The organism is Delftia tsuruhatensis, from assembly GCF_903815225.1.
Lineage (GTDB): Bacteria > Pseudomonadota > Gammaproteobacteria > Burkholderiales > Burkholderiaceae_C > Comamonas > Comamonas tsuruhatensis_A.
Window position 1 is genome coordinate 2,193,358 of record NZ_LR813084.1, and the last position, 26,365, is coordinate 2,219,722.

29 protein-coding genes are annotated in these 26,365 nt (G+C 68.3%); 12 read left to right on the forward strand and 17 right to left on the reverse strand.

Annotated features, from left to right (window positions below):
- Nucleotides 1-18: 18 nt before the first annotated feature.
- From L1Z78_RS09930 to L1Z78_RS09940, 3 genes are read right to left on the reverse strand one after another with little or no spacing between them, the layout of a single operon-like run.
- Nucleotides 19-777 carry a phosphoadenylyl-sulfate reductase gene (locus L1Z78_RS09930; RefSeq protein ID WP_234641331.1) on the reverse strand — a complete coding sequence of 253 codons (759 nt, stop codon included), beginning with the start codon at nucleotides 775-777 and terminating at the stop codon, nucleotides 19-21.
- A gap of 1 nt (nucleotide 778) precedes the next feature.
- A complete protein-coding gene (locus L1Z78_RS09935; protein WP_234641332.1) occupies nucleotides 779-1,162 on the reverse strand; it encodes a DUF934 domain-containing protein in 384 nt (127 codons plus the stop codon).
- A 27-nt stretch (nucleotides 1,163-1,189) separates the two neighbouring features.
- Nucleotides 1,190-3,022: a nitrite/sulfite reductase gene (locus tag L1Z78_RS09940; protein ID WP_234641333.1), complete on the reverse strand. Its 1,833-nt coding sequence runs from the start codon at nucleotides 3,020-3,022 to the stop codon at nucleotides 1,190-1,192.
- 277 nt (nucleotides 3,023-3,299) lie between these two features.
- On the opposite strand from L1Z78_RS09940, the gene L1Z78_RS09945 reads away from it, so the two are divergent.
- On the forward strand, nucleotides 3,300-4,334 hold the full coding sequence (locus L1Z78_RS09945; RefSeq protein WP_234641334.1) for a hypothetical protein: 1,035 nt from the start codon (nucleotides 3,300-3,302) through the stop codon (nucleotides 4,332-4,334).
- Here L1Z78_RS09945 and L1Z78_RS09950 read toward each other — a convergent pair.
- From L1Z78_RS09950 to L1Z78_RS09980, 7 genes are all read right to left on the reverse strand, one after another.
- Nucleotides 4,261-5,115 (reverse strand): ABC transporter ATP-binding protein, encoded by an 855-nt coding sequence (locus L1Z78_RS09950; protein ID WP_234641335.1) that lies wholly within the window; start codon nucleotides 5,113-5,115, stop codon nucleotides 4,261-4,263. The genes L1Z78_RS09945 and L1Z78_RS09950 overlap by 74 nt on opposite strands.
- Nucleotides 5,108-6,076 (reverse strand): FecCD family ABC transporter permease, encoded by a 969-nt coding sequence (locus L1Z78_RS09955; protein ID WP_234642139.1) that lies wholly within the window; start codon nucleotides 6,074-6,076, stop codon nucleotides 5,108-5,110. The genes L1Z78_RS09950 and L1Z78_RS09955 overlap by 8 nt, the downstream gene beginning before the upstream one ends.
- A gap of 35 nt (nucleotides 6,077-6,111) precedes the next feature.
- Nucleotides 6,112-7,197, reverse strand: coding sequence for an iron ABC transporter substrate-binding protein (locus tag L1Z78_RS09960; RefSeq protein WP_234641336.1), 1,086 nt, complete (start codon nucleotides 7,195-7,197; stop codon nucleotides 6,112-6,114).
- Between the two features lie 75 nt (nucleotides 7,198-7,272).
- Nucleotides 7,273-9,315 carry a TonB-dependent receptor plug domain-containing protein gene (locus tag L1Z78_RS09965; RefSeq protein ID WP_234641337.1) on the reverse strand — a complete coding sequence of 681 codons (2,043 nt, stop codon included), beginning with the start codon at nucleotides 9,313-9,315 and terminating at the stop codon, nucleotides 7,273-7,275.
- Nucleotides 9,316-9,490: 175 nt separating this feature from the next.
- Nucleotides 9,491-11,422: an FAD-dependent 5-carboxymethylaminomethyl-2-thiouridine(34) oxidoreductase MnmC gene (gene mnmC, locus L1Z78_RS09970; RefSeq protein WP_234641338.1), complete on the reverse strand. Its 1,932-nt coding sequence runs from the start codon at nucleotides 11,420-11,422 to the stop codon at nucleotides 9,491-9,493.
- A gap of 15 nt (nucleotides 11,423-11,437) precedes the next feature.
- On the reverse strand, nucleotides 11,438-12,106 hold the full coding sequence (locus L1Z78_RS09975; protein WP_234641339.1) for a trimeric intracellular cation channel family protein: 669 nt from the start codon (nucleotides 12,104-12,106) through the stop codon (nucleotides 11,438-11,440).
- 140 nt (nucleotides 12,107-12,246) lie between these two features.
- Nucleotides 12,247-12,519, reverse strand: a complete 273-nt coding sequence (locus L1Z78_RS09980) for an oxidative damage protection protein (protein ID WP_234641340.1) — start codon at nucleotides 12,517-12,519, stop codon at nucleotides 12,247-12,249.
- Between the two features lie 151 nt (nucleotides 12,520-12,670).
- On the opposite strand from L1Z78_RS09980, the gene L1Z78_RS09985 reads away from it, so the two are divergent.
- The 8 genes from L1Z78_RS09985 to L1Z78_RS10020 all read left to right on the forward strand — a co-directional run bounded on the left by L1Z78_RS09985 (nucleotide 12,671) and on the right by L1Z78_RS10020 (nucleotide 19,481).
- Nucleotides 12,671-13,693 carry a sulfate ABC transporter substrate-binding protein gene (locus tag L1Z78_RS09985; protein ID WP_234641341.1) on the forward strand — a complete coding sequence of 341 codons (1,023 nt, stop codon included), beginning with the start codon at nucleotides 12,671-12,673 and terminating at the stop codon, nucleotides 13,691-13,693.
- 62 nt (nucleotides 13,694-13,755) lie between these two features.
- Complete coding sequence (locus L1Z78_RS09990) at nucleotides 13,756-13,908, forward strand: hypothetical protein (RefSeq protein ID WP_234641342.1); 153 nt, start codon at nucleotides 13,756-13,758, stop codon at nucleotides 13,906-13,908.
- Nucleotides 13,909-14,057: 149 nt separating this feature from the next.
- The gene (locus L1Z78_RS09995) at nucleotides 14,058-15,059 is read left to right on the forward strand and encodes a sulfonate ABC transporter substrate-binding protein (RefSeq protein WP_234641343.1); all 1,002 of its coding nucleotides are present in this window, start codon (nucleotides 14,058-14,060) and stop codon (nucleotides 15,057-15,059) included.
- 23 nt (nucleotides 15,060-15,082) lie between these two features.
- Nucleotides 15,083-16,138: an aliphatic sulfonate ABC transporter substrate-binding protein gene (locus L1Z78_RS10000; RefSeq protein WP_234641344.1), complete on the forward strand. Its 1,056-nt coding sequence runs from the start codon at nucleotides 15,083-15,085 to the stop codon at nucleotides 16,136-16,138.
- A gap of 38 nt (nucleotides 16,139-16,176) precedes the next feature.
- The gene (ssuD, locus tag L1Z78_RS10005; RefSeq protein ID WP_234641345.1) at nucleotides 16,177-17,337 is read left to right on the forward strand and encodes an FMNH2-dependent alkanesulfonate monooxygenase; all 1,161 of its coding nucleotides are present in this window, start codon (nucleotides 16,177-16,179) and stop codon (nucleotides 17,335-17,337) included.
- A gap of 10 nt (nucleotides 17,338-17,347) precedes the next feature.
- On the forward strand, nucleotides 17,348-18,199 hold the full coding sequence (gene ssuC, locus L1Z78_RS10010; protein ID WP_234641346.1) for an aliphatic sulfonate ABC transporter permease SsuC: 852 nt from the start codon (nucleotides 17,348-17,350) through the stop codon (nucleotides 18,197-18,199).
- A 23-nt stretch (nucleotides 18,200-18,222) separates the two neighbouring features.
- Nucleotides 18,223-19,203 carry an ATP-binding cassette domain-containing protein gene (locus tag L1Z78_RS10015; protein WP_234641347.1) on the forward strand — a complete coding sequence of 327 codons (981 nt, stop codon included), beginning with the start codon at nucleotides 18,223-18,225 and terminating at the stop codon, nucleotides 19,201-19,203.
- 62 nt (nucleotides 19,204-19,265) lie between these two features.
- Nucleotides 19,266-19,481 carry a TOBE domain-containing protein gene (locus tag L1Z78_RS10020; RefSeq protein WP_012206434.1) on the forward strand — a complete coding sequence of 72 codons (216 nt, stop codon included), beginning with the start codon at nucleotides 19,266-19,268 and terminating at the stop codon, nucleotides 19,479-19,481.
- A gap of 28 nt (nucleotides 19,482-19,509) precedes the next feature.
- On the opposite strand, the gene L1Z78_RS10025 is transcribed toward L1Z78_RS10020, so the two are convergent.
- From L1Z78_RS10025 to L1Z78_RS10040, 4 genes are read right to left on the reverse strand one after another with little or no spacing between them, the layout of a single operon-like run.
- Nucleotides 19,510-19,986: a DUF2269 family protein gene (locus L1Z78_RS10025; protein WP_234641348.1), complete on the reverse strand. Its 477-nt coding sequence runs from the start codon at nucleotides 19,984-19,986 to the stop codon at nucleotides 19,510-19,512.
- Entirely contained in the window at nucleotides 19,983-20,387 is a 405-nt protein-coding gene (locus L1Z78_RS10030) for a DoxX-like family protein (RefSeq protein WP_234641349.1), read from the reverse strand. The genes L1Z78_RS10025 and L1Z78_RS10030 overlap by 4 nt, the downstream gene beginning before the upstream one ends.
- Entirely contained in the window at nucleotides 20,380-21,249 is an 870-nt protein-coding gene (locus L1Z78_RS10035; RefSeq protein WP_234641350.1) for an NAD-dependent epimerase/dehydratase family protein, read from the reverse strand. The genes L1Z78_RS10030 and L1Z78_RS10035 overlap by 8 nt, the downstream gene beginning before the upstream one ends.
- 32 nt (nucleotides 21,250-21,281) lie before the next feature.
- Nucleotides 21,282-21,839, reverse strand: a complete 558-nt coding sequence (locus L1Z78_RS10040) for a GbsR/MarR family transcriptional regulator (protein ID WP_234641351.1) — start codon at nucleotides 21,837-21,839, stop codon at nucleotides 21,282-21,284.
- Nucleotides 21,840-22,027: 188 nt separating this feature from the next.
- Between L1Z78_RS10040 and L1Z78_RS10045 the strand changes: the two genes are divergently transcribed.
- The gene (locus L1Z78_RS10045; protein WP_234641352.1) at nucleotides 22,028-22,339 is read left to right on the forward strand and encodes a hypothetical protein; all 312 of its coding nucleotides are present in this window, start codon (nucleotides 22,028-22,030) and stop codon (nucleotides 22,337-22,339) included.
- A gap of 65 nt (nucleotides 22,340-22,404) precedes the next feature.
- Nucleotides 22,405-23,877, forward strand: coding sequence for a 23S rRNA (uracil(1939)-C(5))-methyltransferase RlmD (gene rlmD / locus L1Z78_RS10050; RefSeq protein ID WP_234641353.1), 1,473 nt, complete (start codon nucleotides 22,405-22,407; stop codon nucleotides 23,875-23,877).
- A 79-nt stretch (nucleotides 23,878-23,956) separates the two neighbouring features.
- On the opposite strand, the gene L1Z78_RS10055 is transcribed toward rlmD, so the two are convergent.
- Both L1Z78_RS10055 and L1Z78_RS10060 read right to left on the reverse strand, forming a co-directional pair.
- Nucleotides 23,957-24,310, reverse strand: a complete 354-nt coding sequence (locus L1Z78_RS10055) for a hypothetical protein (RefSeq protein WP_418921688.1) — start codon at nucleotides 24,308-24,310, stop codon at nucleotides 23,957-23,959.
- A 141-nt stretch (nucleotides 24,311-24,451) separates the two neighbouring features.
- Nucleotides 24,452-25,144: a Bax inhibitor-1/YccA family protein gene (locus L1Z78_RS10060; protein ID WP_234641355.1), complete on the reverse strand. Its 693-nt coding sequence runs from the start codon at nucleotides 25,142-25,144 to the stop codon at nucleotides 24,452-24,454.
- Between the two features lie 190 nt (nucleotides 25,145-25,334).
- Between L1Z78_RS10060 and L1Z78_RS10065 the strand changes: the two genes are divergently transcribed.
- Nucleotides 25,335-25,742 carry a GlcG/HbpS family heme-binding protein gene (locus L1Z78_RS10065; protein ID WP_017405970.1) on the forward strand — a complete coding sequence of 136 codons (408 nt, stop codon included), beginning with the start codon at nucleotides 25,335-25,337 and terminating at the stop codon, nucleotides 25,740-25,742.
- Between the two features lie 250 nt (nucleotides 25,743-25,992).
- On the opposite strand, the gene hemP is transcribed toward L1Z78_RS10065, so the two are convergent.
- A complete protein-coding gene (gene hemP / locus L1Z78_RS10070) occupies nucleotides 25,993-26,214 on the reverse strand; it encodes a hemin uptake protein HemP (protein WP_234641356.1) in 222 nt (73 codons plus the stop codon).
- Nucleotides 26,215-26,365: the final 151 nt, after the last annotated feature.

The window sequence follows — 26,365 nt, forward strand, 5'->3', positions numbered from 1 at the left end:
TGTCAAACCCTGTCGGCTTCACTTCTTGACATGCAAGCCGCATTCCTTGGCATCCTCGCTTTCCCACCACCAGCGGCCGGCGCGGAAATCCTCGCCGAGGCTGACGGCGCGCGTGCAGGGTGCGCAGCCGATGCTGGGGTAGAACTGGTCGTGCAGCGGGTTGTAGTCCACACCCTGGGTGGCGATGTAGTGCCAGACGTCGCCCTGGGTCCAGTCGGTCAGCGGGTTGTACTTGGTCAGGCCCTTGGTCTCGACCTCGCTGCGGTCCACGGCAGGCACGTCGGCGCGGGCATTGGACTGCTCGCGGCGCAGGCCCGTGATCCAGGCGCTCTTGCCGGCCAGGGCGCGCGCCAGCGGCTCCATCTTGCGCACGCCGCAGCAGGCCTTGCGCAGCTCGATGCTGCGGTACATGGCGTCCTGGCCGTTGTCGCGGATGAAGTGGATCACCGATTCGAGCCGCGGGCGGTAGACCTTGACGCTCAGGCCCGGCAGCGACTGGGTGCGTTCCAGCAGGGCCAGGGTCTCGGTGTGCAGCGCGCCCGTATCGAGCACGAAGACGGGGATGTCCAGGCCCAGGCGATGGATGATGTCGGTGATGACCACATCCTCCGCGCCCAGGCTCGATGCCTGGGTCACGGCGTCGGCGCCCAGGGCGGCGGCTTCGCGCAGCAGGGCCTCGGTGGCGGCCAGCTTGTCGGCATACCCGCTGCTGGCGCGGCCGTTGACTTCGGTGGCCTTGGCCGAGGCCTGCCGCGACAAAAAGCTCTGCGCGCCCATGTCAGGCTGCCTTCACGAAGTGGGGTTCGCGGTGCACGGCATCGCCCTGGTAGAAGCCGTGGAACCGGTCGAGCTGGCGCTGGGCGTCGGCGATGTCCACGCCTTCGCGCAGCACGGCCACGTCGAAGCCGCAGCGCTGCATCTGCACCAGCTGGTCGATCAGCACGTCGCCCGTGGCGCGCAGTTCGCCCTGGAAGCCCAGTCGCGTGCGCAGCAGGCGGGCCTGGCTGAAGGCGCGGCCGTCGGTGAACTTGGGAAAGTGCAGGTCGATGCGCTCGATGCCTGCCAGCTCTGCGGCGAAGGGGTCGGCGTCATTGGCCAGCGCGAGGATGCGGGTATCGCCTTCTGCGGGGCCTTGGTGTTCTTGGGCGGCAATGATTTTCATGGGGTGCTCCTGCGGCTCTGACCTGGCTCAGGCGGCCGCTTCCTCGGTGTGCTTGGCGGGGTGGCGGGCGGCATTGCCGGCGGCCTTGAAGGGCTCGATGCCCACGCGGCGCACGGTGGCGATGAAGGTCTCGAAACGGCCGCCTTCGCTCTGGCGCTGCGCGCGGTAGGTGTCCAGCAGGGCCTCGATCACGCCGGGCACTTCAGCCGCGCTGAACGAGGGGCCGATGATCTTGCCGGGCGTGGCCGGGCCGGACAGGTGGGAGCCGTCGGCGCCGCCCAGCGTGATCTGGTACCACTCCTTGCCGTCCTTGTCCACGCCCAGGATGCCGATATGGCCGCTGTGGTGGTGGCCGCAGCTGTTGATGCAGCCGCTGATGTGCAGGTCGATCTCGCCCAGGTCCCACAGCTCGTCCAGGTCCTGGTAGCGCTCGGTGATGGCTTCGGCGATGGGCAGCGAGCGGGCGTTGGCCAGCGAGCAGAAGTCGCCACCCGGGCAGGCGATCATGTCGGTCAGCAGGCCGATGTTGGGCTTGGCCAGGCCCAGGGCCTTGGCCGCCTTGTACAGCTGGGGCAACTGGTCGCGGCGCACCCAGGGCAGCAGCAGGTTCTGCTCGTGCGTGACGCGCATCTCGCCAGCCGAGAACTGGTCGGCCAGGTCGGCGGCGGCATCCATCTGGTCGCCCGTGGCGTCGCCGGGCGCATAGCCCGGGCGCTTGAACGACAGCAGCACGGCGCGCAGCTGCGGGTGGCGGTGCGGACGCACGTTGCTGGTCAGCCAGCGGCCGAAGTCCTTGTCCTCCTCGGCGGCGGCACGCAGCAGGGCCAGGGTCTCGGCTTCGGCGTTGGCGGGCGACAGGTCCAGTTCGGGCTCGCGGAAGTTGGCGGCCACGCGGTCGTACTCGGCCTGGGTGATGGTGTGGGGGCCGCCCTCGACCTCGACGATCTGGCGGAATTCCTCATCGACCTGGTCGACGTAGTTCTGGCCCTCGGACTTCACGAGGATCTTGATGCGCGCCTTCCAGGCGTTGTCGCGGCGGCCGTAGCGGTTGTAGACGCGGATCACGGCTTCCAGGTAGTTCATCAGCTGGTTCCAGGGCAGGAACTCGCGCAGCACGGGGCTGATGGTGGGCGTGCGGCCCATGCCGCCACCCACGCGCACCTTGAAGCCCAGCTCGCCGGCCTCGTTCTTGAGCAGTTGCAGGCCCACGTCATACCAGCCCAGGGCGGCGCGGTCTTCCTCGGCGCCGCTGATCGAGACCTTGAACTTGCGCGGCAGGAAGCTGAACTCGGGGTGCAGCGTGCTCCACTGGCGCAGGATTTCGGTGAAGGGGCGCGGATCGGCGATCTCGTCGACGGCGATGCCGGCCAGCGCATCGCTGTTGATGTTGCGGATGCAGTTGCCGCTGGTCTGGATGCCGTGCAGGTTCACGGTGGCCAGCAGGTCCATCACGTCGGCGGCCTTGGACAGCGGAATCCAGTTGTACTGGACGTTGGTGCGCGTGGTGAAGTGGCCGTAGCCGTACTTGAGGTCGGAGCCGATGCGGCGGCCGTCGTGCAGCGGGATGTCGCCCAGCTTGTCCTGGGTGGCGCGGGCCTCGGCCAGCAGGGCGGCATCGGGCTGGTCGTATTCGCGGGCGATGCGGGCCAGCACGCGCAACTGGGCGCTGGACAGCTCACCGTAGGGCACGGCCACGCGCAGCATGGGTGCGTAGCGCTGCACGTACCAGCCGTTTTGCAGGCGCAGGGGCTTGAACTCATCTTCCGAGAGCTTGCCGGCCTGCCAGCGCTCGAGCTGGTCGCGGAACTGCTCGGCACGCAGGCGGATGAACTGTTTGTCGAATTCGGTGTATTGGTACATGGCGCTTCGCAGGTGGGGTCTTCGACGGCCGCTGGTGGCGGCAGTGCATGAGTCCTTGTGCGGCACCGGACCGGCGTTGGCCCCGGAACCCCGGCAGGCACGCGCAGAACTCTGCATGCACGGGAATGTAAGCAATGGCCTTATAGAAGCAAACGATTGTTTTGTCCTGCAAGTATGTGGATATGGATATAAGTCAAAGGCAGCAGGCGTTGTGGGGATGAACGGGCCAGACGCAGGACGGGCCGATATGCTGGCCGGCCACAGGGAGGATTCCAGAATGCGAAACCGTTGCGCCGCCATCGGGCTGGCCTGGGCGTTGACCACCGCTGTCCAGGCAGAGGTCCAGAGCCCGGCCCCATCTCCGTTGTCCGAGACGCACACATCCGGCGCGCCTGAATCCGACGAATCCGCACAGGAATCGGCCTGGGATGCGTATCTGTATCGCGTGGCTGCGCAGTTGGCCCGTTCCGGCACCGGGCGCGACCTGGCCTTTGCCGCCATCCTCATCGATTTGTCGCCCCGCGGCAAAAGCGCCGCCGGCCAGGCCCAGGGCTGGCGCCGGGCCGCGCTGGAGCGGGCCGGGCCGGATGCGCTGGCCTATCAGCTGCTGGCCTTCAAGACGCCTGAGGACGAAGGCGCGCAGCGGGCCGAGGCTGCGCGCGGCTGGCTGGCGCTGGAGCCCCACAATTTCTCCGCGTTGATGCAGCAGGCGCTGGGGCCTGAGGCGCTGCTGGTGGCCGCACGCGAAAGCCGCTATGCGGACATGCACATGTATGAGGGCGTGCGCTGGATGCAGTCCGCGATCTTGCGCCATCTGCCCACGGCCCAGGAGCGACAGGCCCTCGGCGGCCCGCCACACCGCGCCGAGGAAGGCGCGGCCACCACGGCGACAGGCATCTGGGCGGCCTTTGCGCTGCCGGGCTACAAGACGTTGCTCGATGCCTGCAGGCCCGAGACGCTGGGCGATGCTCCGACGCGCGAAGCCGACTGCCGGCATGTGGCGCATCTGCTGGTGGAGCGCTCGTCGACCGTGCTGGACCAGGGGGTCGGACTGGCCGTGCAGCGTCGGCTCGCCAGAACCCCGGCCGGGCGGGCCGAAGCCCTGGCCCGGCGCCGGCAGCTGGACTGGCTGATGCGCGAGTCCGCTCCGCTCGCCATGCAGGACGGTGGCGCCCCGTTTGTACGGCTGCTGGCCGACCCGTCCATCCACAGCGAGCAGCAATTGCTGGAGCGCTTGCTCAAGGAGGCAGGCCGGCCCCTGGCGCCACCGGCGGGCTGGAAGTGGCGCATGCCCAGGGCCTATGCACGTTGATGTGGGGGGGCGCGCTGCCCGGCAGCCGTGCCGCCACAGCGGCTTCGCTGACTCCGTACAGAGCCGCCAGGGCAGCCGGCGTCGCCACCTCGGCAGCCGCCCCGCAGGCCTGCAACCGGCCCCGGCCCAGCAGGGCGATGCGGTCGGCCACCTGCAGCGCATGCTCGGGCTGGTGGGTGGACAGCAGCACGGCCATGCCCTGTGCGCGCAGTGCGGCGATCTGCTCCAGCACGCGGATCTGGTTGCCGAAGTCCAGGCTGGCCGTGGGCTCGTCCATCACCAGCAGGGCGGGCTCCTGGGCCAGGGCGCGGGCGACCAGCACCAGCTGGCGTTCACCGCCGCTCAATTCGGTGTAGGGGCGCGATGCCAGGTGGGTGATGCCCAGTTGCTCCATGCAGGCCAGCGCCAGCGCGTGATCGGCGACCGAGGGGCGCGCCAGTGCCGGCAGCCGCGCGGCGCGGCCCATGAGCACCATGTCCAGCGCCTCGAAGCCGAAGACCCCTGCCTGGGCCTGGGGCACGTAGCCCACGCGGCGCGCAAATTCGGTGCGCGGCCAGCTCTGCACGGGCTGGCCCTGCACGCGCACTTCACCGGCCAGTGCCGGCAGCAGCCCCAGCACGGTGCGGAACAAGGTGGTCTTGCCGCAGCCATTGGGGCCCAGCAGGCACAGCACCTCGCCCTGGGCGATGGCCAGGTCCAGCCCCTCGCTGACACGGCGCCGGCCATGGCCCGTGGACAGGGCCAGTGTCTGCAGCACGGGTGGATGTCGCAACTCAGTCATTGCGGCCCGTGCGGGAGAGCAGGTAGAGGAAGAAGGGCGCGCCCACCAGGGCCGTGAGAATGCCCAGCGGCAGTTCGATGCGTGCGGCGCTGCGCGCCAGCGTGTCGGCCGCCACCACGAAGCCCGCGCCCAGCACGGCCGAGGCCGGCAGCAGGCGCACGAAGTTGGGGCCGACCAGCAGCCGTGCCACATGGGGCACGACCAGGCCCACCCAGCCGATGATGCCGGCCAGCGACACGGCCGCCGCCGTGCCCAGCGTGGCGCAGGCCACCAGCAGCAGGCGCAGGCGCGCCACGGGCACGCCCAGGGCCAGGGCCTCCTCATCGGGCAGGCCCAGCAGGTTGATGCGCCAGCGCAGCAGCAGCAGTGGCGACAGCGCGGCCAGCATCACGGGCGCCGTGGCGGCCAGCTCGGGCAGGGTCACGGCGCTCAGGCCGCCCATCAGCCAGAAGGTGATGGACGGCAGTTGCGTGTGGGGGTCAGCCAGCGTCTTGACCAGCGCGATGCCCGCGCCCAGCAGCGCGCCCAGCGCGATGCCGGCCAGCACCAGGACCAGCACCGGGTCATGCCGGCGCACGCTGGCGCTGAGGGCCACCACCACGGCCACGGCGGCCAGCCCGCCGCCGAAGGCCAGGGCCTGTACGGCCGCCATGGACCAGCCCAGGAAGATGCCAAGCACCGCGCCCAGCCCGGCGCCGGCCGAGACGCCGAGGATGTCGGGCGAGACCAGGGGGTTGCGGAACATGCCCTGGTAGGCCGCACCGGCGGCCGCCAGCGTGGCGCCCACGGCCAGGGCGGCCGCGATGCGCGGCAGGCGGATGCTCCAGAGCACGGTCTCGGCACTGGTGGGCAGGGGCGAGGCGCTGCCCGTGGCGCGCGCCAGCATGGATTGCCACAGCTGCTCCGGTGTGATCGCGAACTGGCCTGCCGCCAGCGCCCATAGCAGCACGGTGGCCAGCATGCTCAGGGATGTCAGCCAGCCCAGGTGTCGAGGAATCAACGCGCAGTCTCCATCAGCCTTTGCAGCAAGGCAGGCGACAGATCTGCGCCGTAGAACAGCCGGTAGAAGTCGCGCACCTCGCGCTCCAGGGGCGGCAGGCCTTGCATCGCCGGAGCCTGGGGGTGGAGCTTTTCCAGCAGCCAGCGCACGCCGATCAGGCGGTTCACGCCAGGCGGTCCGTCCAGCCAGCCGAAGGGCCAGACCGGGGCGCAGTGCACGCGGCCCGTGCGGATGGCCGACACGCCACGCCACAGCGGATCCTGGCGCGCGCGCTCGGCAAAGCCGGGCTCCTGGGTGATGACGACCTGCGGATCCCAGGCCAGGATCTGCTCCATGGACACGCGCGTGAGGCCGCCGCGCCCGGCATCGGCGGCTGCATTGCGGCCCCCCGCATATTCCGCGGCTTCCACATTGATGGAGCCTGCCAGGCCGGTCTCCAGGCCGTTGGCGCTGCGTCCGAAGTACACGCGCGGGCGCTGGGTGGGAGCCAGGTCCTGGGTCACACGCCGGGCCAGCGTGGCGACGGCATCGGCATGGCGTGCCAGCATCTCGCCGCGCGCGGCCTCGCCCAGCAGAGTGCCGACCTCGCGCAGCTGGCGTGCATGGTCGGCCAGCGAGCCCTGGACCAGCACGCAGGGCAGGCCGGTCTGGCGGGAGAGCCGTTCGGTGGCCGAGACGTAGGTGGCATCGGCCGTGCCCGCGTCCAGCACCAGGTCGGGCTCCAGCTTGAGCAGTGCCTCCAGCGGCATGGTGCTGCCACGTCCCGACAGCCGGCCCAGATGGGGCAGGGACTGCAACGGGCCGCCCAGGTAGGCGCGCGAGGTATCGTCGAGCTGCTGGGGCCAGCCCAGCAGCTTGTGCGGTGCCAGCGCCGCCACCAGCACGCCGGCGGGCGGGCCGGCTGCGAACACGCGGCGCAGCCGCGCGGGATCGGGCATCAGGCCCATGCGTGCGGCCAGTGCCGAGGATTGGGCGTGCACGGGAAGCAGGGCGGACGAGGCCAGTCCCGCCAGCGCCTGGCCCAGCCAGCGACGGCGGGTGGCAAGGGCGGGGTGGCGGGTGCGGTCATGGGAGCTTGCCATGCGTTGGGTATCTGCGCGGTGGCGGGGCGGGGTTGTGCCCCTGCTGCCGGGCGGGCATTGAAGCGCTGCATGGGCTCAGAAGCGATAGCCGAGATTGACGTACCAGCTGCGGCCCGGCATGGGCAGGCCGTCATCGAACTGGTACCACTTGTCGCCGAGGTTGGCTACGCCGAAGTCCACGGTGATGTCGTTGCGCGGCTTGTAGCGTGCACGCAGGTTGGCGATGCCGTAACCCGAGAGCTTGAGCGCCTGCAACTGGCCGCTGCCCGACAGCGGCACGTAGCGGCCCTTCTCGGTCTCGACCTCGGCATTGAGCTCCCATTGCGCGTGCGGGCGCCACTGCACGCCGGCCAGCAGGCGGTGGCGCGGCGTGTGGGTCAGCATGATGCTGGAGTCGCTGGTGTTGCGCCGGTTCAGATAGGTGTAGCTGGCGTTCACGCCCCATTGCGCCGCCAGCTGCTGCGCCATCGACAGCTCCATGCCGATGTTGCGCGTGCGGCCCACGTTCTGCGCCTGGTTGCAGGTGGTGCCACCGCAGGCGTTCGAGGTGACGACCACGGTCTGGATCTGGTTGCGCACGCGGCTGTAGAACAGCGCCGCCTGGCCCTGGCCGCCCTGCCAGGGCACGCCGCTGATGCCCAGCTCCAGGTGGTTGGCGGTCTCGGGCTGCAGGTCGGGGTTGGCCAGGGCCGTGCCCATGCGCGCCGAGTAGCGGTCCTTGATGGTGGGAAAGCGGGTCTTGTGCGAGGCGATGAAATAGGCCTCGCCGCCGGCTCCCAGCGCATAGGCGAGCCTGGCCACCCCGTTGGTGGCGCTGGTCGAGCCTGTGGGCCACTGGTAGACCTCGCGCGCATCGCGCTGGTCGTGGCTCAGCGCCAGGTTCAGGCTCCAGCGTTCGGCCAGCGCCATCGTGTCCTCGATCACCAGCGAGCGCGTCACGTCGCGGTAGTGCTTGCTGGGATCCCTGGCCGAGGCGGCATCGGTGTGCTCGTCGATCTTGTAGTGCGCGCCCAGGCGCAGCGCATGGCCCTTGAGGCTGTAGTTGGCCCATTCCAGGCTGGCGCCCTGGCTCACGTCCTTGTAGCTGCTGGTCGGGTCATGGCGCGTGTAGCTCGCGTCCGCGTACATGTCCAGGCCGTTTTGGTAGGTGTCGTGGTAGATGCGTGTCTTGAGCAGGTTGTCGGCGTTGATGCGCGTGGTGCTCAGGAAGTAGACGCTGTCCTTGTCCCAGTAGGGCCAGCGCCAGTAGCGGATCACATTCTTGCCGGTGGCACTGCCCGTGTACACCGGATTGCCCTTTGCGCCCTCCTGGCGCACATAGCCCAGCGCGTACTCGTCGGTGGCATTGGGGGTCAGGCCCAGCTTGAACGACAGGCGCTTGTCCGTGCGGTAGGCGTTCTCGCGGTAGTTGCCGGTGTCGGTGGGCTGCTTCTTGAAATCCCTGAAGCCCTTGGGCAGGGGAAAGCTGTCCGCATCCAGGTAGGAGGCGCCGATCTGGTAGTACCAGCTGCCCTGGTTGCCACCCAGGTTGACGGCGGCCTTGCGCTCGCCGCCCACACCCGCACCGATGCGTGCATCGCCTTCGAAAGGCTTGACGGGCTTGCGCGTGACCAGGTTGATCGCTCCGCCCAGCGTGTTGGGGCCGTACATCAGCGAGGCACCGGCCTTGGCCACGCGGATCTCGGACAGGTCGAAGGTGGTGAAACGGCCGAAGTCCACATAGCCGTCATAGGGCACATACAGCGGAACGCCATCCACGAACACCGGGACCTGGCGCGGATCGAAGCCGCGCAGGTAGATCATTTCCTCGTTGCGGTTGTTGCGCGACAGCGTGGCGCCGGGCAGCAGGCGCACGGCGTCGGAGACGGTATCGGCATTGCGCTGGCGCATCTCGGTGGCACCCATCCGCTGTTCATCGCCGGGTACGGCGTCGCGGGCATCGCGCACATCGACCGTGCCCAGCTGGAAAGTCTGCGAAGCCTCGTCGGCTGGCGTGCCGGACTGGGCGGCGGCATGGGTGCTGGTGGCCAGGCCTGCCAGCAGCAGGGCATGCAGCAGCGAGGAGCGCAGGCGGAAGGCGGTTGCGTGGGATGCGCGGGCGGAGTGCGGAGCGGTCACGGTTCTTCTGTGTGTGCGGGTGTGGATGCGGGGCCTGCGGTTGTTTCCTTCTGAAAACAGGTTCCGGATTCTATCGATGTGTATAAATGGATATAGCGATTGGCAAAAAAACCGGCTGGGGGAAGACTCGGGTTTTCTTTCAGGCCATTGTGTGGATGGCCCGCCGTCCAGGCGCTCAGCGCCTGCGGTCCATGCGTTCGCTGGCCAGGGCCGCCGCCAGCCGGGCATCCACCGGCAGCGGTTCGCCGTGCAGGCGTGCCGCCAGCAGTTCGCCGCACAGCAGCGACAGCGTGAGCCCGCGCGATCCCATGGCTGTCAGCGCCCACAGGCCCGGGGCCTGATCGGACACCGGGCCGACCACGGGCAGGCGGTCGGGCGCGGCTACGCGCACCGCGCCCCAGGTCGGGCGCGGCGGTGCGTCGAAGAAGCCATGCAGGCCTTGGTAGGTGCGAGGCAGCAGCCGCGCCAGCTTGGCGCCATTGGCCGCGTGGGCTGCGGCCTGGTCCAAGGGGCTGGGCGGCAGATCCGTCCGGTCGCGTTCGAAGGTCGAGCCCATGACCCATCCCGGCCGCAACGCATCGCCAGGCAGCGGCATGGCGGGCACCAGGTTGCCGTGGCCGTTGACGGGAAATGGCGGCATGGCCTGCCGGCTGGCGGGTGTGTGGACATCCCAGCTCACCTGGCCGCGTATGGGCTGCAGGGGCCAGCATGCCTGGGCTCCCAGGCTGTGCTCCAGCAGGGCGTTCGTGGCGGGGCCCAGGGCCAGGACGACGAGCTCCGCTTCGGCCAGCAGTGCGCCGGCGTCGTCGTAGGCCTGCCAGACCTGCGAGGCCTGGGCGGTGTCCGGGCGTGCAAGACGTGCCACGCAGGCGCTGGCCTGCCAGTGCACGCCGGGCAGTGCCAGCTGTGCCTGCACCAGCCGCGCGGGGCGCACCCATCCGGCCTGCACATGCCAGCAGGCCGGTGCGTCGCCGGGCAGGCCGGCCGCCGCCAACTGCCCGGGGCTGGCAGGCAGGCTCCAATGATCACCCGGTCCGGGGGACTGCCATTCGCGCGGCAGGCGGGGCGGAGCCTCGACGCCATGCTCCAGTACACCGCTGGCTTCCCAATCCGTGCCGGGCCGCAGCAGGCCCTGCTGCGAGAGCATGCGCAGCTGGCCCAGCGCCATGCGCGCACCATCGCGGCTCAGGCGCGACAGCAGGCTGTCGTCGGGCGAGACATGGGGGCAGAACAGGCCTGCGGGCAGGGCCGAGGCGCCGGCGGCCGGGGCCTCGGCGGCATCGAGCACGGTGACCTGCCAGCCCCGGCGTGACAGGCTGGCGGCGGCCGCCGCACCGGCGATGCCCGCGCCCAGCACCAGGCAGCGCTGTGGCGCGATGGCCTCCTGGGCCTGCGCACGCGGCCCGCGAGGCTGCCAGGCCGGGTCGTACACGGCATGCAGGTTGTGCCGCTTGGGAGGCACGCCAGCCACCTTGCGCACCTGGAAGCCGTGCTGGGCCAGCGCATCGCGCACCGTGCGCGCCACGCACCAGGTGGACAGCTGCGTGCCACGCCGGCAATGGCGCGCCAGCGCGCGCACGGTGTCGGCGCTCCAGAGATCGGGGTTGAGCGCAGGGGTGAAACCGTCCAGGTAGATGCTGTCGGCCGTGATCTGCTGGCGTCGCAGCATGGCCTGGGCATCGCCTATGTACAGCGTCAGCAGCACGCGGCCTTGCTCGAAGCACAGCCGGTGCACGCCGGGCAGCAGGCCCTGGAACTGCGCCGCCAATTCTTCGGCCAGCGCACGCAGGCCGGGGTCCCGGGGCATGGCCTGGCGCATGGCGTCGGCGCTGACGGGAAAGGCCTCGGCGGAGACGAAGTGCAGCAGCCGTGGACGCTGGGGATCGGCCTTCCAGGCGTGCCATGCCACGAGGAAATTCAGGCCGAAGCCGAAGCCCGTCTCCAGGATGCGCCACTGCGGCGCGCCGGCCCAGGCCTGAGGCAGCCCGCAGCCGCCGAGGAAGACATGGCGGGCCTGGTCCAGCCCTCCCAGTTCGCTGTGGTAGCGGTCGCCGAAGCGCGGGCTGTAGGGCGTGCCGTCGGGCAGCCAGTCGATGGGTTCGGACATGGGGAAAAGGCGGAACTACTCCTCCCAGCGCTGCTGGTAGGAGAAAACGGGCAGGCGCCACTTGAAGCGGATGGCGGCCAGGCGCAGCGTCAGGCCCGCCGCGAAGCAAACGGCCGTGCTGGTGTTGCTGCCCACATCCAGCGAGCGAAGCCCCAGGAACAGCAGGCAGACGGCCAGCGAGACGCTGGCATACAGCTCGCGCCGGAACACCACGGGCACCTGGTTGCACAGCACGTCGCGCAGGATGCCGCCGCTGATTCCGGTCAGCATGCCCGACATCACCACCACCACGGGCGGATAGCCCAGCTCCAGCGCCACGTTGCAGCCGATCAGCGAAAAGGCGATCAGGCCCATGGCGTCCAGCAGCAGGAAGACCTGCTTGAGATGGTGCATGTGGCGCGCCACGAAGATGGTCAGCAGGCCCGCCGAGATCACCAGGTAGACATATTCGGGATGCTGGGTCCAGCCGATGGGGTAGTGGCCCAGCACCATGTCGCGGATGGTGCCGCCGCCCAGGGCGGTGACGAAGGCGATCACCGCCACGCCGAAGATGTCCATGTTGCGCCGGCCCGCGGCCAGCGCGCCCGACATGGCCTCGGCCGTGATGGCCACGAGGTAGATCACCAGCATGACGGTGAACTGCGATGCCTGGAAGGATTCCAGCAGGGAAACGGATGGAAGCACGGGAAACCTCTGGTGAAAACCGGCCCGCAGAGCGAGGCGCGCATTGTAGGCGGTATCGCGGCGGCAGCCGTTTGCGGTGCCGCAAATGCAACCGCCCCCGGCGCAGTGCGGCGGGGGCGGCAAAAGGGGGCGAGGGCTGCTTACGCCGAAGGGGGCACGTAGCCTGCGGCCGCGTCGGCGCCGCCGCCGAAGAAGTGGTTCTCCATCTGGCGGGCCAGGTATTGGCGGGCGCGCGCGTCTGCCAGGTTCAGGCGGTTCTCGTTGACCAGCATGGTCTGGTGCTTGAGCCAGTCGGCCCAGGCCTGCTTGCTCACGCTCTCGAAAATGCGCTTGCCCAGTTCGCCGGGATAGGGCGGAAAGTCCAGGCCTTCAGCGTCGACGCCGAGCTTGATGCAGTGAACGGTACGTGCCATGGGGAGTTGGATCCTTTGTCTGTTCTGTGCAGATTCAGATGTTTTGGGAATAACAAACTGAAATCTTATTGGTTTGTGTTTTAAGCGTCCGCTTTGAGAATGCATTTCAACGGCACGAAGACCGTTGCTTCCACCCTCAACCGACACTCCAATGAAAATTCGCCGCCACTTTATCAAGTTTCCTGTCGCCGCCGGCCTGATCGCGGGCTTGACCCTGTCGGCGCTGCCGGCGTTGGCCCAGACGGTGCAGCTGCTCAACGTCTCCTACGACCCGACGCGCGAGCTGTATGTGGAATACAACCAGGCTTTCGCCAGGCACTGGAAGGCCAAGAGCGGCCAGGACGTGAGCATCAAGCAGTCGCACGGCGGATCGGGCAAGCAGGCGCGCTCCATCATCGACGGCATCGATGCCGACGTGGCCACGCTGGCGCTGGCGGGCGACATCGACGCCCTGGTCAAGAACGGCAACCTGCTCAAGGCCGACTGGCAAAAGCGCCTGCCGCACAACTCGGCGCCCTACAGCTCGACCATCGTCTTCCTCGTGAAGAAGGGCAACCCGAAGAATCTCAAGGACTGGGACGACCTGGTCAAGCCCGGCGTGCAGGTGATCACGCCCAATCCCAAGACCAGCGGCGGCGCGCGCTGGAACTACCTGGCCGCCTGGGAGTTTGCCAAGCGCAAGTACGGCGGTGATGCGCAGGCCAAGGATTTCATCGGCAAGCTGTTCAAGAACGTGCCCGTGCTGGACACCGGCGCACGCGGTGCCACCATCACCTTCGTGCAGCGCGGTGTGGGTGATGTGCTGCTGGCCTGGGAGAACGAGGCCTTCCTGGCGCTCAAGGAGTTCGGGCCCGAGAAATTCCAGATCGTCGTGCCCTCGATCTCCATCCTGGCCGAACCTTCGGTGGCCGTGGTCGACAAGGTCGTGGACAAGAAGGGGACGCGCGCCGTGGCCGAGGAGTACCTGAAGTACCTGTACTCCGAGGAAGGCCAGCGCATCGCCGGCCGCAACTACTACCGTCCCACCGATGCCAAGGTGAAGGCCGAGTTCGCCGACAAGTTCCCCAAGCTGGAGCTGTTCACCATCGACCAGGCCTTCGGCGGCTGGGCCAAGGCCGACAAGGACCACTTTGCCGATGGCGGCAGCTTCGACCAGATCTACACCAAGAAGTGAGTGCGGCGCGCCGGCCCGGCCGGCGCCCACCGCCTGACCTCCCTCAACCACCACGATCCGCCATGTCCATCTTCCTGATCTCCAGCCACTCTTTGCAGGCTTCGCGCCGCACGGCGCAGGCAGGCGCGCGGATGCGCAAGACAGGCGTGGTGGCATCCACCTCTTTTCTTCGCCTCGAGACCGTGGCCTTCACCAGCCGGCGATGTAGCGCCTGACGACTCTGTGCGGTGTGTCTGCAGGCCCGGCCCTGCAGGCGACCGCCCCTTGCTCCGCCTTCCCTTTTTTGTTTTCTGGCTGCATGCCGCGCGCATGCATGGGCAGCGCTTTGCCTGCGCCACGCGCCACTCTTCCAAGGATGTCCGTCATGGTCTCGTTCGATTCTTTCCCCCAACACACAGCCAACTGGCGCCGACGCCAGCTGCTGGGCGCGGGCCTTGCCGCAGCAGTCGCCGCGGTGGGCGGCCCGGCCCTGGCCCAGGACAAGGCGGGTGACCGCGTCCTGCGCGTGGGCCACCAGAAGGGCTGGCTGTCCATCCTGAAGAACCGGGGCACGCTGGAAAAGCGGCTGGCGCCACTGGGCGTGTCGGTGCGCTGGATCGAGTTCAACGCCGGCCCCGTGCAGCTGGAGGCGCTGAACGTGGGCTCCATCGACTTTGGCGATGTGGGCGAGGCCCCACCCATCTTTGCGCAGGCCGCAGGCGCACCCCTGGTCTATGCGGGCGCCACCGTGCCGCGCCCCGGGCTGGAGGCGTTGATCGTGCCCAAGGACTCGCCCATCCGCAGCGTGCAGGACCTCAAGGGCAAGCGCGTGGCCTACAACAAGGGCTCGAACGTGCAGTACTTCCTGGTCAAGCTGCTGGAAAAGCACGGCCTGAAGTACGGCGATGTGCAGTCTGTCTTCCTGGCGCCGGCCGATGCGCGCGCCGCCTTCGAGCGCGGCTCCGTCGATGCCTGGCTGATCTGGGACCCCTTCCTGGCTGCCGCGCAAAAGACGCTGGACGCCCGCCTGCTGGCCGACGCCACCGGCGTGGTCAACAACCGCGCCTACTACTTCACCTCGCGCGACTACGCCACGCGCAATGCCGATGTGCTGCGCATCGCCATCGAAGAGGTCGATGGCATTGACCGCTGGGCCTCTAAGAACCAGGCGGCGGCCGCCGCCGAGCTGTCCACCATCCTGGGCCTGGACAAGTCCATCACCGAGCTGTACCTGAGCCGCGCACGCTTCGGCACCTCGTCCGTGACGCGCGAGATCCTGGCCGAGCAGCAGCAGATCGCCGACACCTTCTTCGAGCTCAAGCTCATCCCCCGCAAGCTCAACCTGCTGCATGCCGCGCCCGTGGACCTGATCGCATCGCGTCCCTGAGCCCACTGCAAGGAGTCCGCACCATGAACGCCATTTCCAAGAAGCCCCGCCTGGACCGCGTGCGCCGCCAGGCCCTGCAACTGCTGGGCACCACCGCCTTCAGCTGGAGTCTGGCCGGCCAGTACGCACGCGCCGAGACAGCGGCCGCCGTGGCCGGGCCGGAGCAACTGCGCATCGGCTACCAGAAGTCGGCCGTCAACCTGGTCATCCTCAAGCAGCAGGGCGTGCTGGAAAAGCGCTTTGCAGGCACCAAGGTCAGCTGGCTGGAGTTTCCGGCCGGTCCCCAACTGCTGGAGGCCCTGGCCGCAGGCAGCCTGGATTTCGGCTTGACCGGCGATTCACCCCCGGTCTTTGCCCAGGCCGCGGGCCGGGACTTGCTGTACGTGGGCGCCGAGCCGCCCAAGCCCGAAAGCTCGGCCATCCTCGTGCCGACGGACTCGCCGCTGCGCACCCTGGCCGACCTCAAGGGCCGGCGCGTGGCGCTGCAAAAAGGCTCCAGTGCCCATTACCTGCTGGTGCGTGCGCTGGACAAGGCGGGCCTTGCCTGGAACGAGATCCAGCCCGTGTACCTGGCCCCGGCCGATGCGCGCGCCGCCTTCGAGCGCAAGAGCGTGGACGCCTGGGCCATCTGGGACCCGTTCTACGCGGCCACCGAGCTGGCGATTCGCCCGCGCGTGCTCGCCAATGGCGAAGGCCTGTCGGGCAACGCCTCGTTCTACCTGGCCGCGCGCGGACTGGTGGAGCGCCATCCGCAGGTGCTGCGCGCGCTGTTCGACGAGCTCACGCGCGCCGATCGCCTGGCCCAGAGCGCACGCCAGGAGGCCGTGGCCCTGGTGGCCGGCTTCAGCGGCCTGGATGCGGCGGTGGTCAGCCGCTTCATTGCGCGCCGGCCCAGCTCCCCGGTGGGCCTGCTGGCTGCGCAGACCGTGGTGGACCAGCAGCGCGTGGCCGATGCATTTTTTCGGCTGGGCCTGATTCCGCGCCAGGTACAGGTGGCCGACATCGTCTGGCGGCCCTCGGCGGCCGAGTACGCGCGGCTGGCCGAGCCTGCGGCGGCACGCCCTTCTTCCGCCCTTTGATTTCCTTCCTCGATTTCGTCCCCTGACTGGAGCAGCGCATGCAGGTTTTCTGGTTCATTCCCACCCACGGCGACAGCCGCTACCTCGGCACGGCCGAGGGCGCCCGCCCGCTCAGCCACGACTATGTCAAGCAGGTCGCCATCGCGGCCGACAGCCTGGGCTACGAGGGCGTGCTGATTCCCACGGGCCGCTCCTGCGAGGACCCCTGGGTCGTCGCCTCCAGCCTGATTCCGGTCACCAAGCGCCTGAAGTTCCTGGTCGCCGTGCGTCCCGGACTGCACCAGCCCAGCCTGGCGGCGCGCATGGCGGCCTCGTTCGACCGCCTGTCGGGCGGGCGGCTGCTGATCAACCTGGTCACGGGCGGCGACCGCGCCGAGCTGGAGGGCGACGGCGTCTTCCTGGACCATGCGCAGCGCTACGAGCAATCGGCCGAGTTCATCCGCATCTGGCGCGAGATCCTTGAGCGCAGCCATGAGGGCGGCACGCTCGACTACGAAGGTGAACACCTCTCGGTCAAGGGCGCCAAGCTGTTGTTCCCGCCGCTGCAAAAGCCGTATCCGCCCGTGTACTTCGGCGGTTCGTCCGAGGCCGCGCACGACCTGGCCGCCGAGCAGGTCGATGCCTACCTGACCTGGGGCGAGCCCCCGGCCGAGGTGGCCAAGAAGATTGCCGATGTGCGCGAGAAGGCGGCGCGCCATGGCCGCAGCGTGAAGTTCGGCATCCGCCTGCACGTCATCGTGCGCGAGACCGAGAAAGAGGCCTGGGCCGATGCCGATCGCCTGATCAGTCGCCTCAAGGACGAGACCGTGGTCCAGGCCCAGGCCGCCTTCGCGCGCATGGACTCGGAAGGCCAGCGCCGCATGGCAGCCCTGCATGCCGGTGGCAGCCGCCGCACGCGCGCCGAGTTGGAGATCAGCCCCAACCTCTGGGCCGGCGTGGGCCTGGTGCGCGGGGGCGCGGGAACGGCCCTGGTGGGGGATGCGCAGACCGTGGCCGACCGCATCAAGGAGTACGCGGACCTGGGCATAGACACCTTTGTGCTGTCCGGCTATCCGCACCTGGAAGAGGCCTACCGCTTTGCCGAACTGGTCTTCCCGCTGCTGCCGCTGTCCGTGCGCGACAGGCTGGCTGGCAGCGTGGGCGGGCCCCTGGGCGAGACCGTTGCCAACCTGTACTCGCCGCGCGCGTCGCAAAGCTGAAGGAGTGCTCATGTCCGATGCACGTACCGTTACTGCGCTGCCGGCCGCCTCGGCCCCTCCGGCTGGCGATTCCTGGTCGCCGCTGCTGCGCTTTGCGGCCGGCGTGGGCCGCCGCCTGGTGCCCTGGCTGGTGCCGCTGGCGCTGATCGCCGTCTGGCAGGCCGCCTCGGCCTGGGGCTGGCTGTCCACGCGGGTGCTGCCTGCGCCGCTGGACGTGCTGCGTGCCGCACAGGCGCTGGCCGCGTCCGGGGAACTGTTCAAGCATGTGCAGGTCAGCGCGGGCCGCGCGCTCAGCGGCCTGGCCATCGGCGGCGGTCTGGGGCTGGCGCTGGGCCTGCTCACGGGCTCGCTGCGCTGGGCCGAAACGCTGCTGGACTCCACCATCCAGATGGTGCGCAACATCCCCGCGCTGGCGCTGATTCCGCTGGTCATCCTGTGGTTCGGCATCGACGAGAGCGCCAAGCTGTTCCTGATCAGCGTCTCGGTGTTCTTTCCCATCTACCTCAACACTTTCCACGGCATCCGCAACGTGGACCCGGCGCTGATCGAGATGGGGCGCAGCTATGGCCTCACGTGCTGGCAGCTGTACCGCGAGGTCATCCTGCCGGGCGCGCTGTCCTCCATCCTGGTGGGCCTGCGTTTTTCGCTGGGCCTGATGTGGGTGATCCTCATCGTGGCCGAGACCATCTCGGCGCAGTCGGGCATCGGCTATCTGACCATGAACGCCCGCGAGTTCCTGCAGACCGACGTGGTGCTGGTCGGCATCCTGCTGTACGCCCTGCTGGGCAAGCTGGCCGACTGGTTTGCACGCGGGCTGGAGCAATGGTGGCTGCGCTGGCATCCGGGCTACCAATCCAAGTGATGAATTCGGCAAAGGAGCAGACCATGAGCAGATGGACCCGCATGAAGACGACGCTGGCGCAGGCCGTGGAGCTGAACACCACGGCACCGGCCATGGCCTGGGAGGCCTCGTTCGATGCCCAGGGGCTGGACGTCAGCGACCGCCTGGCACAGAACGACGATGCGCTGGAGCGTGCATCCGCCGTGCCCGTGCAGCGCAGCGGCACCCGCCTGCAGGCGCGTGCGCTGAGCAAGCGCTACGGCCAGCGCGAGGTACTGCACGAGGTGCAGTTGCAGGTGGAGCCCGGCGAATTCGTCGCCATCGTGGGCCGCAGCGGCTGCGGCAAGAGCACCTTGCTGCGCCTGGTCGCAGGCCTGGAGCAGGCCACGGCCGGTACCCTGCTGCTGGACGGCGAACCGGCCCGCGCCGTGCAGGGCGCACAGGGCGGCACGCGCATCATGTTCCAGGACGCGCGCCTGCTGCCCTGGCGGCGCGTGCTGGCCAATGTCACGCTGGGCCTGCCGGCCTCGGCGCAGGAGCGCGGCCGCGAGGTGCTGGCCCAGGTGGGTCTGGCCGACCGCGAGGGCGAATGGCCGGCACGCCTGTCCGGCGGCCAGCGCCAGCGCGTGGCCCTGGCGCGTGCCCTGGTGCATCGGCCCCAACTGCTGCTGCTGGACGAACCGCTGGGCGCGCTGGATGCGCTCACCCGCATAGAGATGCACCGCCTGATCGAAGGCCTGTGGCAGCGCCATGGCTTCACCGCGCTGCTGGTCACGCACGACGTGCAGGAGGCCGTGGCCCTGGCCGACCGCGTGGTGCTGATCGAGGACGGCCGCATCGCGCTGGATGAACGCATCGCGCTGCCCCGGCCCCGCGCGCACGGCAGCGCGGCGCTGGCCGCCATCGAGCAGCGCATCCTCGACCGCGTGCTGCAAAAGCCCGCGACCGAGCCCGAATCCAACCCCTTGACCGACACCACGGCATGGCCCGGCGTGCCGGCCCATGGCCTGCGCTGGGCCGTCTAGCCCCCGGGCCTTGCCCTGTTCCTTTGTTTCCGCCTTCCCTTTTTTGATCCCAGGAGAAAACCATGTCCATCCAAGCCATCAACGTGCGCAACCAGTTCAAGGGCCAGGTGCGCGAAATCATCCGCGGCGACGTCGTCTCCGAAGTCGATGTGCAGACGCCCTGGGGCGTGGTCACGTCGGTCATCACCACGCGCTCGGTGGATGAGCTGGGCCTGGTGGTGGGCTCCGATGTCGTGGCGCTGGTCAAGTCCACCGAGGTGTCCATCGCCAAGCTGTGAGGCTGCCAGGCCGGCCTGCGTCCGGGCCTCAGCCCCAGAGCGCGGGCTTGTTGACCATCAGGTAGTAGGTCACGGCCATGGCGATGAAGGCCGGGTAGCCCAGCGCCTCCCAGCGGCGCGCATAGGCGGCATAAAGCGCAGGCAGGGCCGACTGCCGCGCATCGGCATCCTGGGCCATGCGTGCCATGCGCATCTGCAGCCAGACCACGGGCAGCCAGCAGGCACCGGCCAGCAGGTACAGGCCCAGCGACAGGGCCAGCCAGGGCGTGGTCAGCGGCCAGCCGGCCATATGGGCCATGGCGATCCCGCTCAGGGGCTGTATCACCACGCAGGGCGTGGTGAACCACCAGTCGGCGCGCACCACGAGGCGGCTGACCACGGCCTGGGCCGCGACGCTGCCGCTGCGGTTGGCGAAGAACATGTAGAAGGCCGAGCCCAGGCCCGTCCCCACCAGCAGCACGCTGGAGGCGATGTGCAGGGTCTTGAGCAGCAGATAGAGGTTCATGCGGTCTCCTTCGGCAGGGTGTTGGCCGACATGAGGTGCAGCAGCATGGCTGCGATCGGCAGGTTCTTGAGCAGGGGGCCCAGCGGATGCAGCCATAGCGAGGGCTGCATGACCGTGGCGACCACGGTCATGGCCGCCATCAGAAGCAGGGCAGCCCGGTAGCTGGCACGGCCGGGCCGCAGCCACAGCGCCAGGCCCACGGCCAGGTCGGCCAGCAGGCCGCTCCAGATCAGCAGGGCCTGCCAGCGCGCATCGTGGATGCCGGCGTCGGCCAGCACCTGCACGCTCAGGCCCCGGTGCTCCAGCGCACTGACCAGGGCCGTGCCCAGCCAGACGGCGATCAGGCTGGCGTGCATGGCGCGCAGCGGCGCGGGGACGGTATGGATGGCAGGTTCAGCCATGGTGCAGCGTGGCCAGCAACCGGGACGGCGCAATGCCGGGACGGCCCAGCAGGGCTTCGAGGCCGGCGGGGTCGGTGACGTTGTCGCTGGCCAGCAGTGCCAGGGTCTCGCTGCACCAGGGCGAGACGCTGATCCAGTCGCCGGCGCGTGCGCTGGCACGGCTGAGCCAGCCGGGCAGGGTGGCCACCCGGGCCGGGGAGCGGCCCATCTGCGCGCGCAGGCTGGCGATCAGCGCGGCCAGCGGCAATGGCAGGGGGCCGCCGATCTCGGTCAGTCCCATGGGCCCGGCCTGGGTGGCCAGACGGGCCACGGCCTCGGCCAGGTCGCGCACGGCCACGGGCTGCACGCGCGCCTGCTGCACGGGGCGCGGCAGCAGCAGCGCCGGCAGCCGCGCCATGGCCAGGAACATCTCGCTGCTGGCGCCGCCCGCGCCGAACACCACGCTGGGGCGCACCACGCTGCCTTGCAGCCGGCCGGCCGCAGTCAGCGCCAGCAGGTGCTCGTCGGCGGCACGCTTGGTACTCGCATAGCGTGTCGCGCTGCCCTCGACGCCCAGGGCCGAGATCTGCACCACGCGCCGTACGCCGGCCGCGGCGCACGCATCGAACAGGGCCACGGGCGCAAGGGTGTGCATGGCGTCGATGGGCCGGGAAGCACTGTCGCGCAGCACGCCCACGGCATTGACCACCGCGTCGATGCCGGCCAGGTGGGGCAGCCAGGCCTCGGGGGTGGTGGCCTTGGCATAGTCCAGCACCGGCATGGAATGGCGGCTGCGCGCCACGGGGTCATGGCCTGACAGGGCCAGGAGATTGACGACATGGCGGCCGATGAAGCCGGAACCGCCGCAGACCAGGATGCGCATGTTGATCTCCAGTTTCTCTTTGGACGGAAATTTCAGGTCCGGCGCCTGCGTTGGCCACCGGCACCGGACTCTGCCCGGACGAAACGTTGCACGCTCGCGCCCAGCCGCAGCAGCTTGTCCAGCGTGGAGGGCGACAGGCGCAGCATCTCGTCGGTCCAGATGCCCAGGGACTCCATGAGGCGCAGCGTCTCGTGCACGCGGTCCTGGGTGTCGGGGGATTCGTCCTCGAAGCCGGGTTCGGCGATCAGGGCGCGCAGCATCTCGGAGGTCGGGTCGAACTCGCGCTGCTTGCGCTCGCGCACGATGGTGCGCAGCAGTTCCCAGACGTCGGAGGAGGTCTCGAAGTAGTCACGGCGGTCGCCGGGCCTGCGGCTGGCGCGGATCAGCTCCCAGCCGAGCAGCTCCTTGAGGCTGTTGCTGACGTTGGAGCGCGCGGCGCCCAGGGTGTCGGCGATCTCCTCGGCGTTGAGCGGGCGGCCATGGAAGAACAGCAGGGCATGGATCTGGGCGACCGTGCGGTTCACCCCCCAGCTGCTGCCCATGTCGCCCCAGTGGTGGATGAAGCGGTATGCGATGGGACTCAGTTGCATGGAGCCAGTGTCCGCAGGTCTAAAATTTCTGTCAAGAGAGAAATTTCAAGAAGAACCGAAATCCTGTTGCCTTGGGACCGTGGCGCATGGGGTCGGCAAGGCCGGCGTGCGGCCTGCTTCATAATGCTGGCAGCCCGGCCCGCAATCCAGTACACACACAGGCGGGCCGCCGTTTTGAGGGGAACACCATGACTGCTGTACAAAACCTGCGTGCCGCCGCCGTGCTGGCCGCCTGCGCGTTGGCGCAGGCCGCGTCCGCTGCCTGCTTTTCCATCTACACGCCGGAGCAGGAGCTGATCTACCGCTCCAACCGCCCTCCGGTGGACCTGACCTTGCCGCTGCACCAGACCGTGGACAAGATCGAGCGTGGCGCGACCATGGTGTTCACGCTGGACGAATTCAACTGCATCACCGAAGTCAATCTGCTGGCCGAGCGCGAGCAACTGGCCCGCGCCCGCCAGGAGCGCCAGCAGGTGCTGGTGCGGGAGCAGCGTTCCTGAGGCCTGGGGCTTTTCGGGGCATCGGCCGGCGCGACACCCGGCGAGCCTGAGACAATCGGGCCACCATGAGTGAATCCCGCGACGACAAGATCCCCGACAACCTTCCTGAAGCCGACACCGATGCGCCCGCGCTGCCCGATGGCTGGCTGCGCGTGCTGTCCATGGACATGGATGCCCAGGGCGTGGCCCGCAAGAGCGATGGCAAGGTGGTGTTCATCGACGGCGCCCTGCCCACCGAGCTGGTCAGCGCCAACACCCACCGCAAGAAAAACAACTGGGAAGCGGCCAGCCTGACGGCCATTCACCGCGAATCCTCCCAGCGCGTGCGCCCTGGCTGCCCTAACTTCGGGCTGCATGCCGGTGCCTGCGGCGGCTGCAAGATGCAGCATCTGCATGTGGGCGCCCAGGTCGCGATCAAGCAGCGTGTGCTGGAGGACAATCTCTGGCACCTGGCCAAGGTCAGGCCCGGGATGCTGCTGCGCCCCATCGAGGGGCCTTCCTGGGGCTATCGCTTCCGCTCGCGCCTGTCGGTGCGCTACGTGGCCAAGAAGGGCAAGGTGCTGGTGGGCTTTCACGAGCGCAAGAGCCGCTACATCGCCGACATGGAGACTTGCAGGATCCTGCCACCCCATGTGGATGCCATGCTGCTGCCCATGCGTGCGCTGATCGCCTCCCTGGACGCGCGCGAAACCTGCCCTCAGATCGAGGTGGCCTGCGGTGATGCCGTCACCGCCCTGGTGCTGCGCCACCTGGAACCGCTGTCACCGGAGGACAAGGCCAGGCTCACGGCCTTCGCGGCCGAGCACAATGTGCAGTGGTGGCTGCAGCCCAAGGGGCCGGACACGGTGCACCGGATGGAGCAGGGCGGCGCGCAGCTCGACTATGGTCTTCCCGATTTCGGCATCACCATGCCGTTCAAGCCCACGGATTTCACCCAGGTCAACCCCCACATCAACCGCGTCATGGTCTCGCGGGCGCTTCGCCTGCTGGATGCGCAAAGGAGCGATCGGGTGATCGACTGGTTCTGCGGCCTGGGCAACTTCACGCTGCCCATCGCCACGCAGGCGCGCGAGGTGCTGGGTATCGAAGGCAGCGATGCCCTGGTGCAGCGCTCCCACGAAAACTATGCGGCCAACAATGCGCAGCGGCCGGCCAGTGACAAGCTGGCGCCGACCTCCTTTGTCGCGCGCAATCTTTTCGAGATGACGCCCGAGATGCTGATTGCCGACGGCGTGGCCGACAAGTGGCTGGTCGATCCTCCACGCGAGGGCGCATTCGCCTTGTCCAAGGCGCTGGCCGATATCCACCAGGGGCGCACCGGTGCCGAGGATGCGCCTGCCTTGCCGGCGGGGCACGAGTCCTGGTCCTTCCCGCAGCGCATCGTGTATGTGAGCTGCAATCCGGCCACGCTGGCGCGCGACGCCGGCCTGCTGGTCCACCAGGCCGGCTACCGCTGCGTTTCGGCCGGTGTGATCAACATGTTCCCGCACACGGCCCACGTGGAAAGCATGGCGGTCTTCGAGCGCTGCGGGGACTGATCCCGGCACGGCACCCATGAAAAAGCCGTGGCCGCCTTATCGGGGCGCCACGGCTTTTCTGTGAGTCGGTGGGAATGGATCAACTGCGGTTGCGACCCGACAAGGGCTCGGCCTGGGGCTCATCCCTGTCGCCACGGCGGCGATCGCTTTGGCCCAGCACCGAGGGAGTGCCTTCGATCTTGTTGGCGCGCATGTACTCGTCCATGTCCTTCCAGCCCGCGAACACCAGGGCCTTGGGCGACTTGGGATTGAGCGTGTAGCAGTCTTCCAGGCCACGCAGGGCATGGCGGCAGGCGCCACCAATGGCCTTGGCCTCGGCCTCCTTGGCGACGGTGCGGGGATCCGGCCCCAGACCCGGAATATCGTCCAGCTTGCAGCCGGCGAGCAGCACGGGCAGCAACAGGATGGCGAAGGTACGGGGAAGATTAGGCATGGTCATCTTGAGGGGATTATCGGCAGGGTCCGGAAAAAGTTGAGCCTGCCTTGCACGAATTCATGATCGCGGACATGAAAAAGGCCTCCCGCAGGAGGCCTTGGCTGTTCGGCATGGGAGATTTCCCCAGGCGGCTGCGTGTCAGTCGCGCTCGCCACCCATGATGCCCAGCAGGGCCAGCAGGCTCTGGAACACGTTGAACAGGTCCAGGTACAGGGCCAGCGTGGCGCTGATGTAGTTGGTCTCGCCGCCGTCGATGATCTGCTTGAGGTCATACAGCATGTAGGCGCTGAAGATGCCGATGGCTGCCACCGAGATCGCCATCATGCCGGCCGTGGAGCCGATGAAGACGTTGATGATGGAGCCCACGAACAGCACCAGCACACCGACGAACAGGAACTTGCCCATGCCCGACAGGTCGCGCTTGATCACCGTCGCCAGGGAGGCCATGACCAGGAAGACGCCGGCCGTGCCTGCAAAGGCGGTCATGATCAGCTCGGAGCCGTTCTTGAAGCCCAGGATCATGCCGATCATGCGCGACAGCATCAGGCCCATGAAGAACGTGAAGCCCAGCAGGACTGGCACGCCGGCCGCGGAGTTCTTGGTCTTCTCGATGGCGAACATGAAGCCGAAGGCGCCGCCCAGGAAGACGATCAGCCCCAACCCGCCGGTCAGCGAGCGCGTGATGCTTGTGGCCACGCCCAGCCAAGCGCCCAGCACGGTGGGGAGAAGACTCAGGGCCAGCAGCCAGTAGGTGTTGCGCAATACGCGATTGCGCTCTTGCTGCGAGACACCGTAGCCCGCAGAGCCCAGTGTGGTGACTTGATCATTCATGTGGCCAGTCCTCCGAAGGAGTGTTGTTGCGACAGGTCCATTCTAGGTGGGGCCCAACCCGCAGCCTGCAATACCCGGACCCCATGCCATGGTTTGGTTTCGAATGTTTTGTGCTGGGCATGCATTGTCAGTCCTCATACGATTGCTATGCTTATAGGACATTTGTGATGGAATGGATAACTGCAATCTTATGAAGACCAAGCATGAACTCGAACTTGCCGATGTGAAGGCCATTGCCGCGGCCGCCGAAGCCGAGGCGTTGAAGAACAAATGGGCCGTGACCATCGCCATCGTCGATGATGGCGGCCATCTGCTGTGGCTGCAGCGCCTGGATGGCGCCGCAGCGGTCTCGGCCCACATCGCTCCGTCCAAGGCCCGTTCGGCCGCCCTGGGCCGCCGCGATACCAAGGGCTACGAAGACATGATCAACAACGGCCGCACGGCCTTCCTGAGCGCCCCCACCGTGGATGGCCTGCTTGAAGGCGGCGTTGCCATCATGAAGGACGGCCAGTGCCTGGGCGCCGTGGGTGTCAGTGGCGTCAAGGCCAATGAAGATGCGCAGGTGGCCAGCGCCGGCATTGCCGCCCTGGGCCTGTGATGGATTGCTGATACCTGGCCCGTCCTTCGGGCCAAGGCCTGCGAAAAAGCCCCTGCATGCAGATGCAGGGGCTTTTTTTCTTCAGGTCATTTCACGCTGTTGTCCGGGGGGAAAAAGTGCTTGGCTACGCAAAACCCGGGAGGTTCTGTTGGCTGGCTAATCGACTCTCGGGCCCCATGGCCTCAAGGTCGCCCCACGATGAAACACAGGGCCCCGGCGTCCGACGCGGGCTGCCGGTGGCTTGAAAGAGTCATTTGGTCAGGATGAGCTTGCCCAGTTTGGTGGCCTGCAGGCGGTAGGGTGTGCCGTTGTGCACGATGGTCACGGCCTTCTGTCCGTTGAGCAGCAAGGTGCTGTCCAGTCCGCTGGCGGCACCACTCAAGGCGGCGGATGCTGCGGCCTGCAGCGCTGCAAAGGCCTGGGCGCTGGAGTTGCCGGACAGATGCGAGGTGGCGGCGGAGGTGGCAGACATGCAGGGAATTCCTCAAAAATTGGAAAGTTTTGTGAATGATAACAATTCTCAATTGAAAAGCAAGTGAGACTTACTCTCATTGTGGTTTCTGAGGGTCTGCAAGCCTGGCTGCATGCGGTCCTGGCCTCGTCGGAAAGCGTGGAACCCCGGG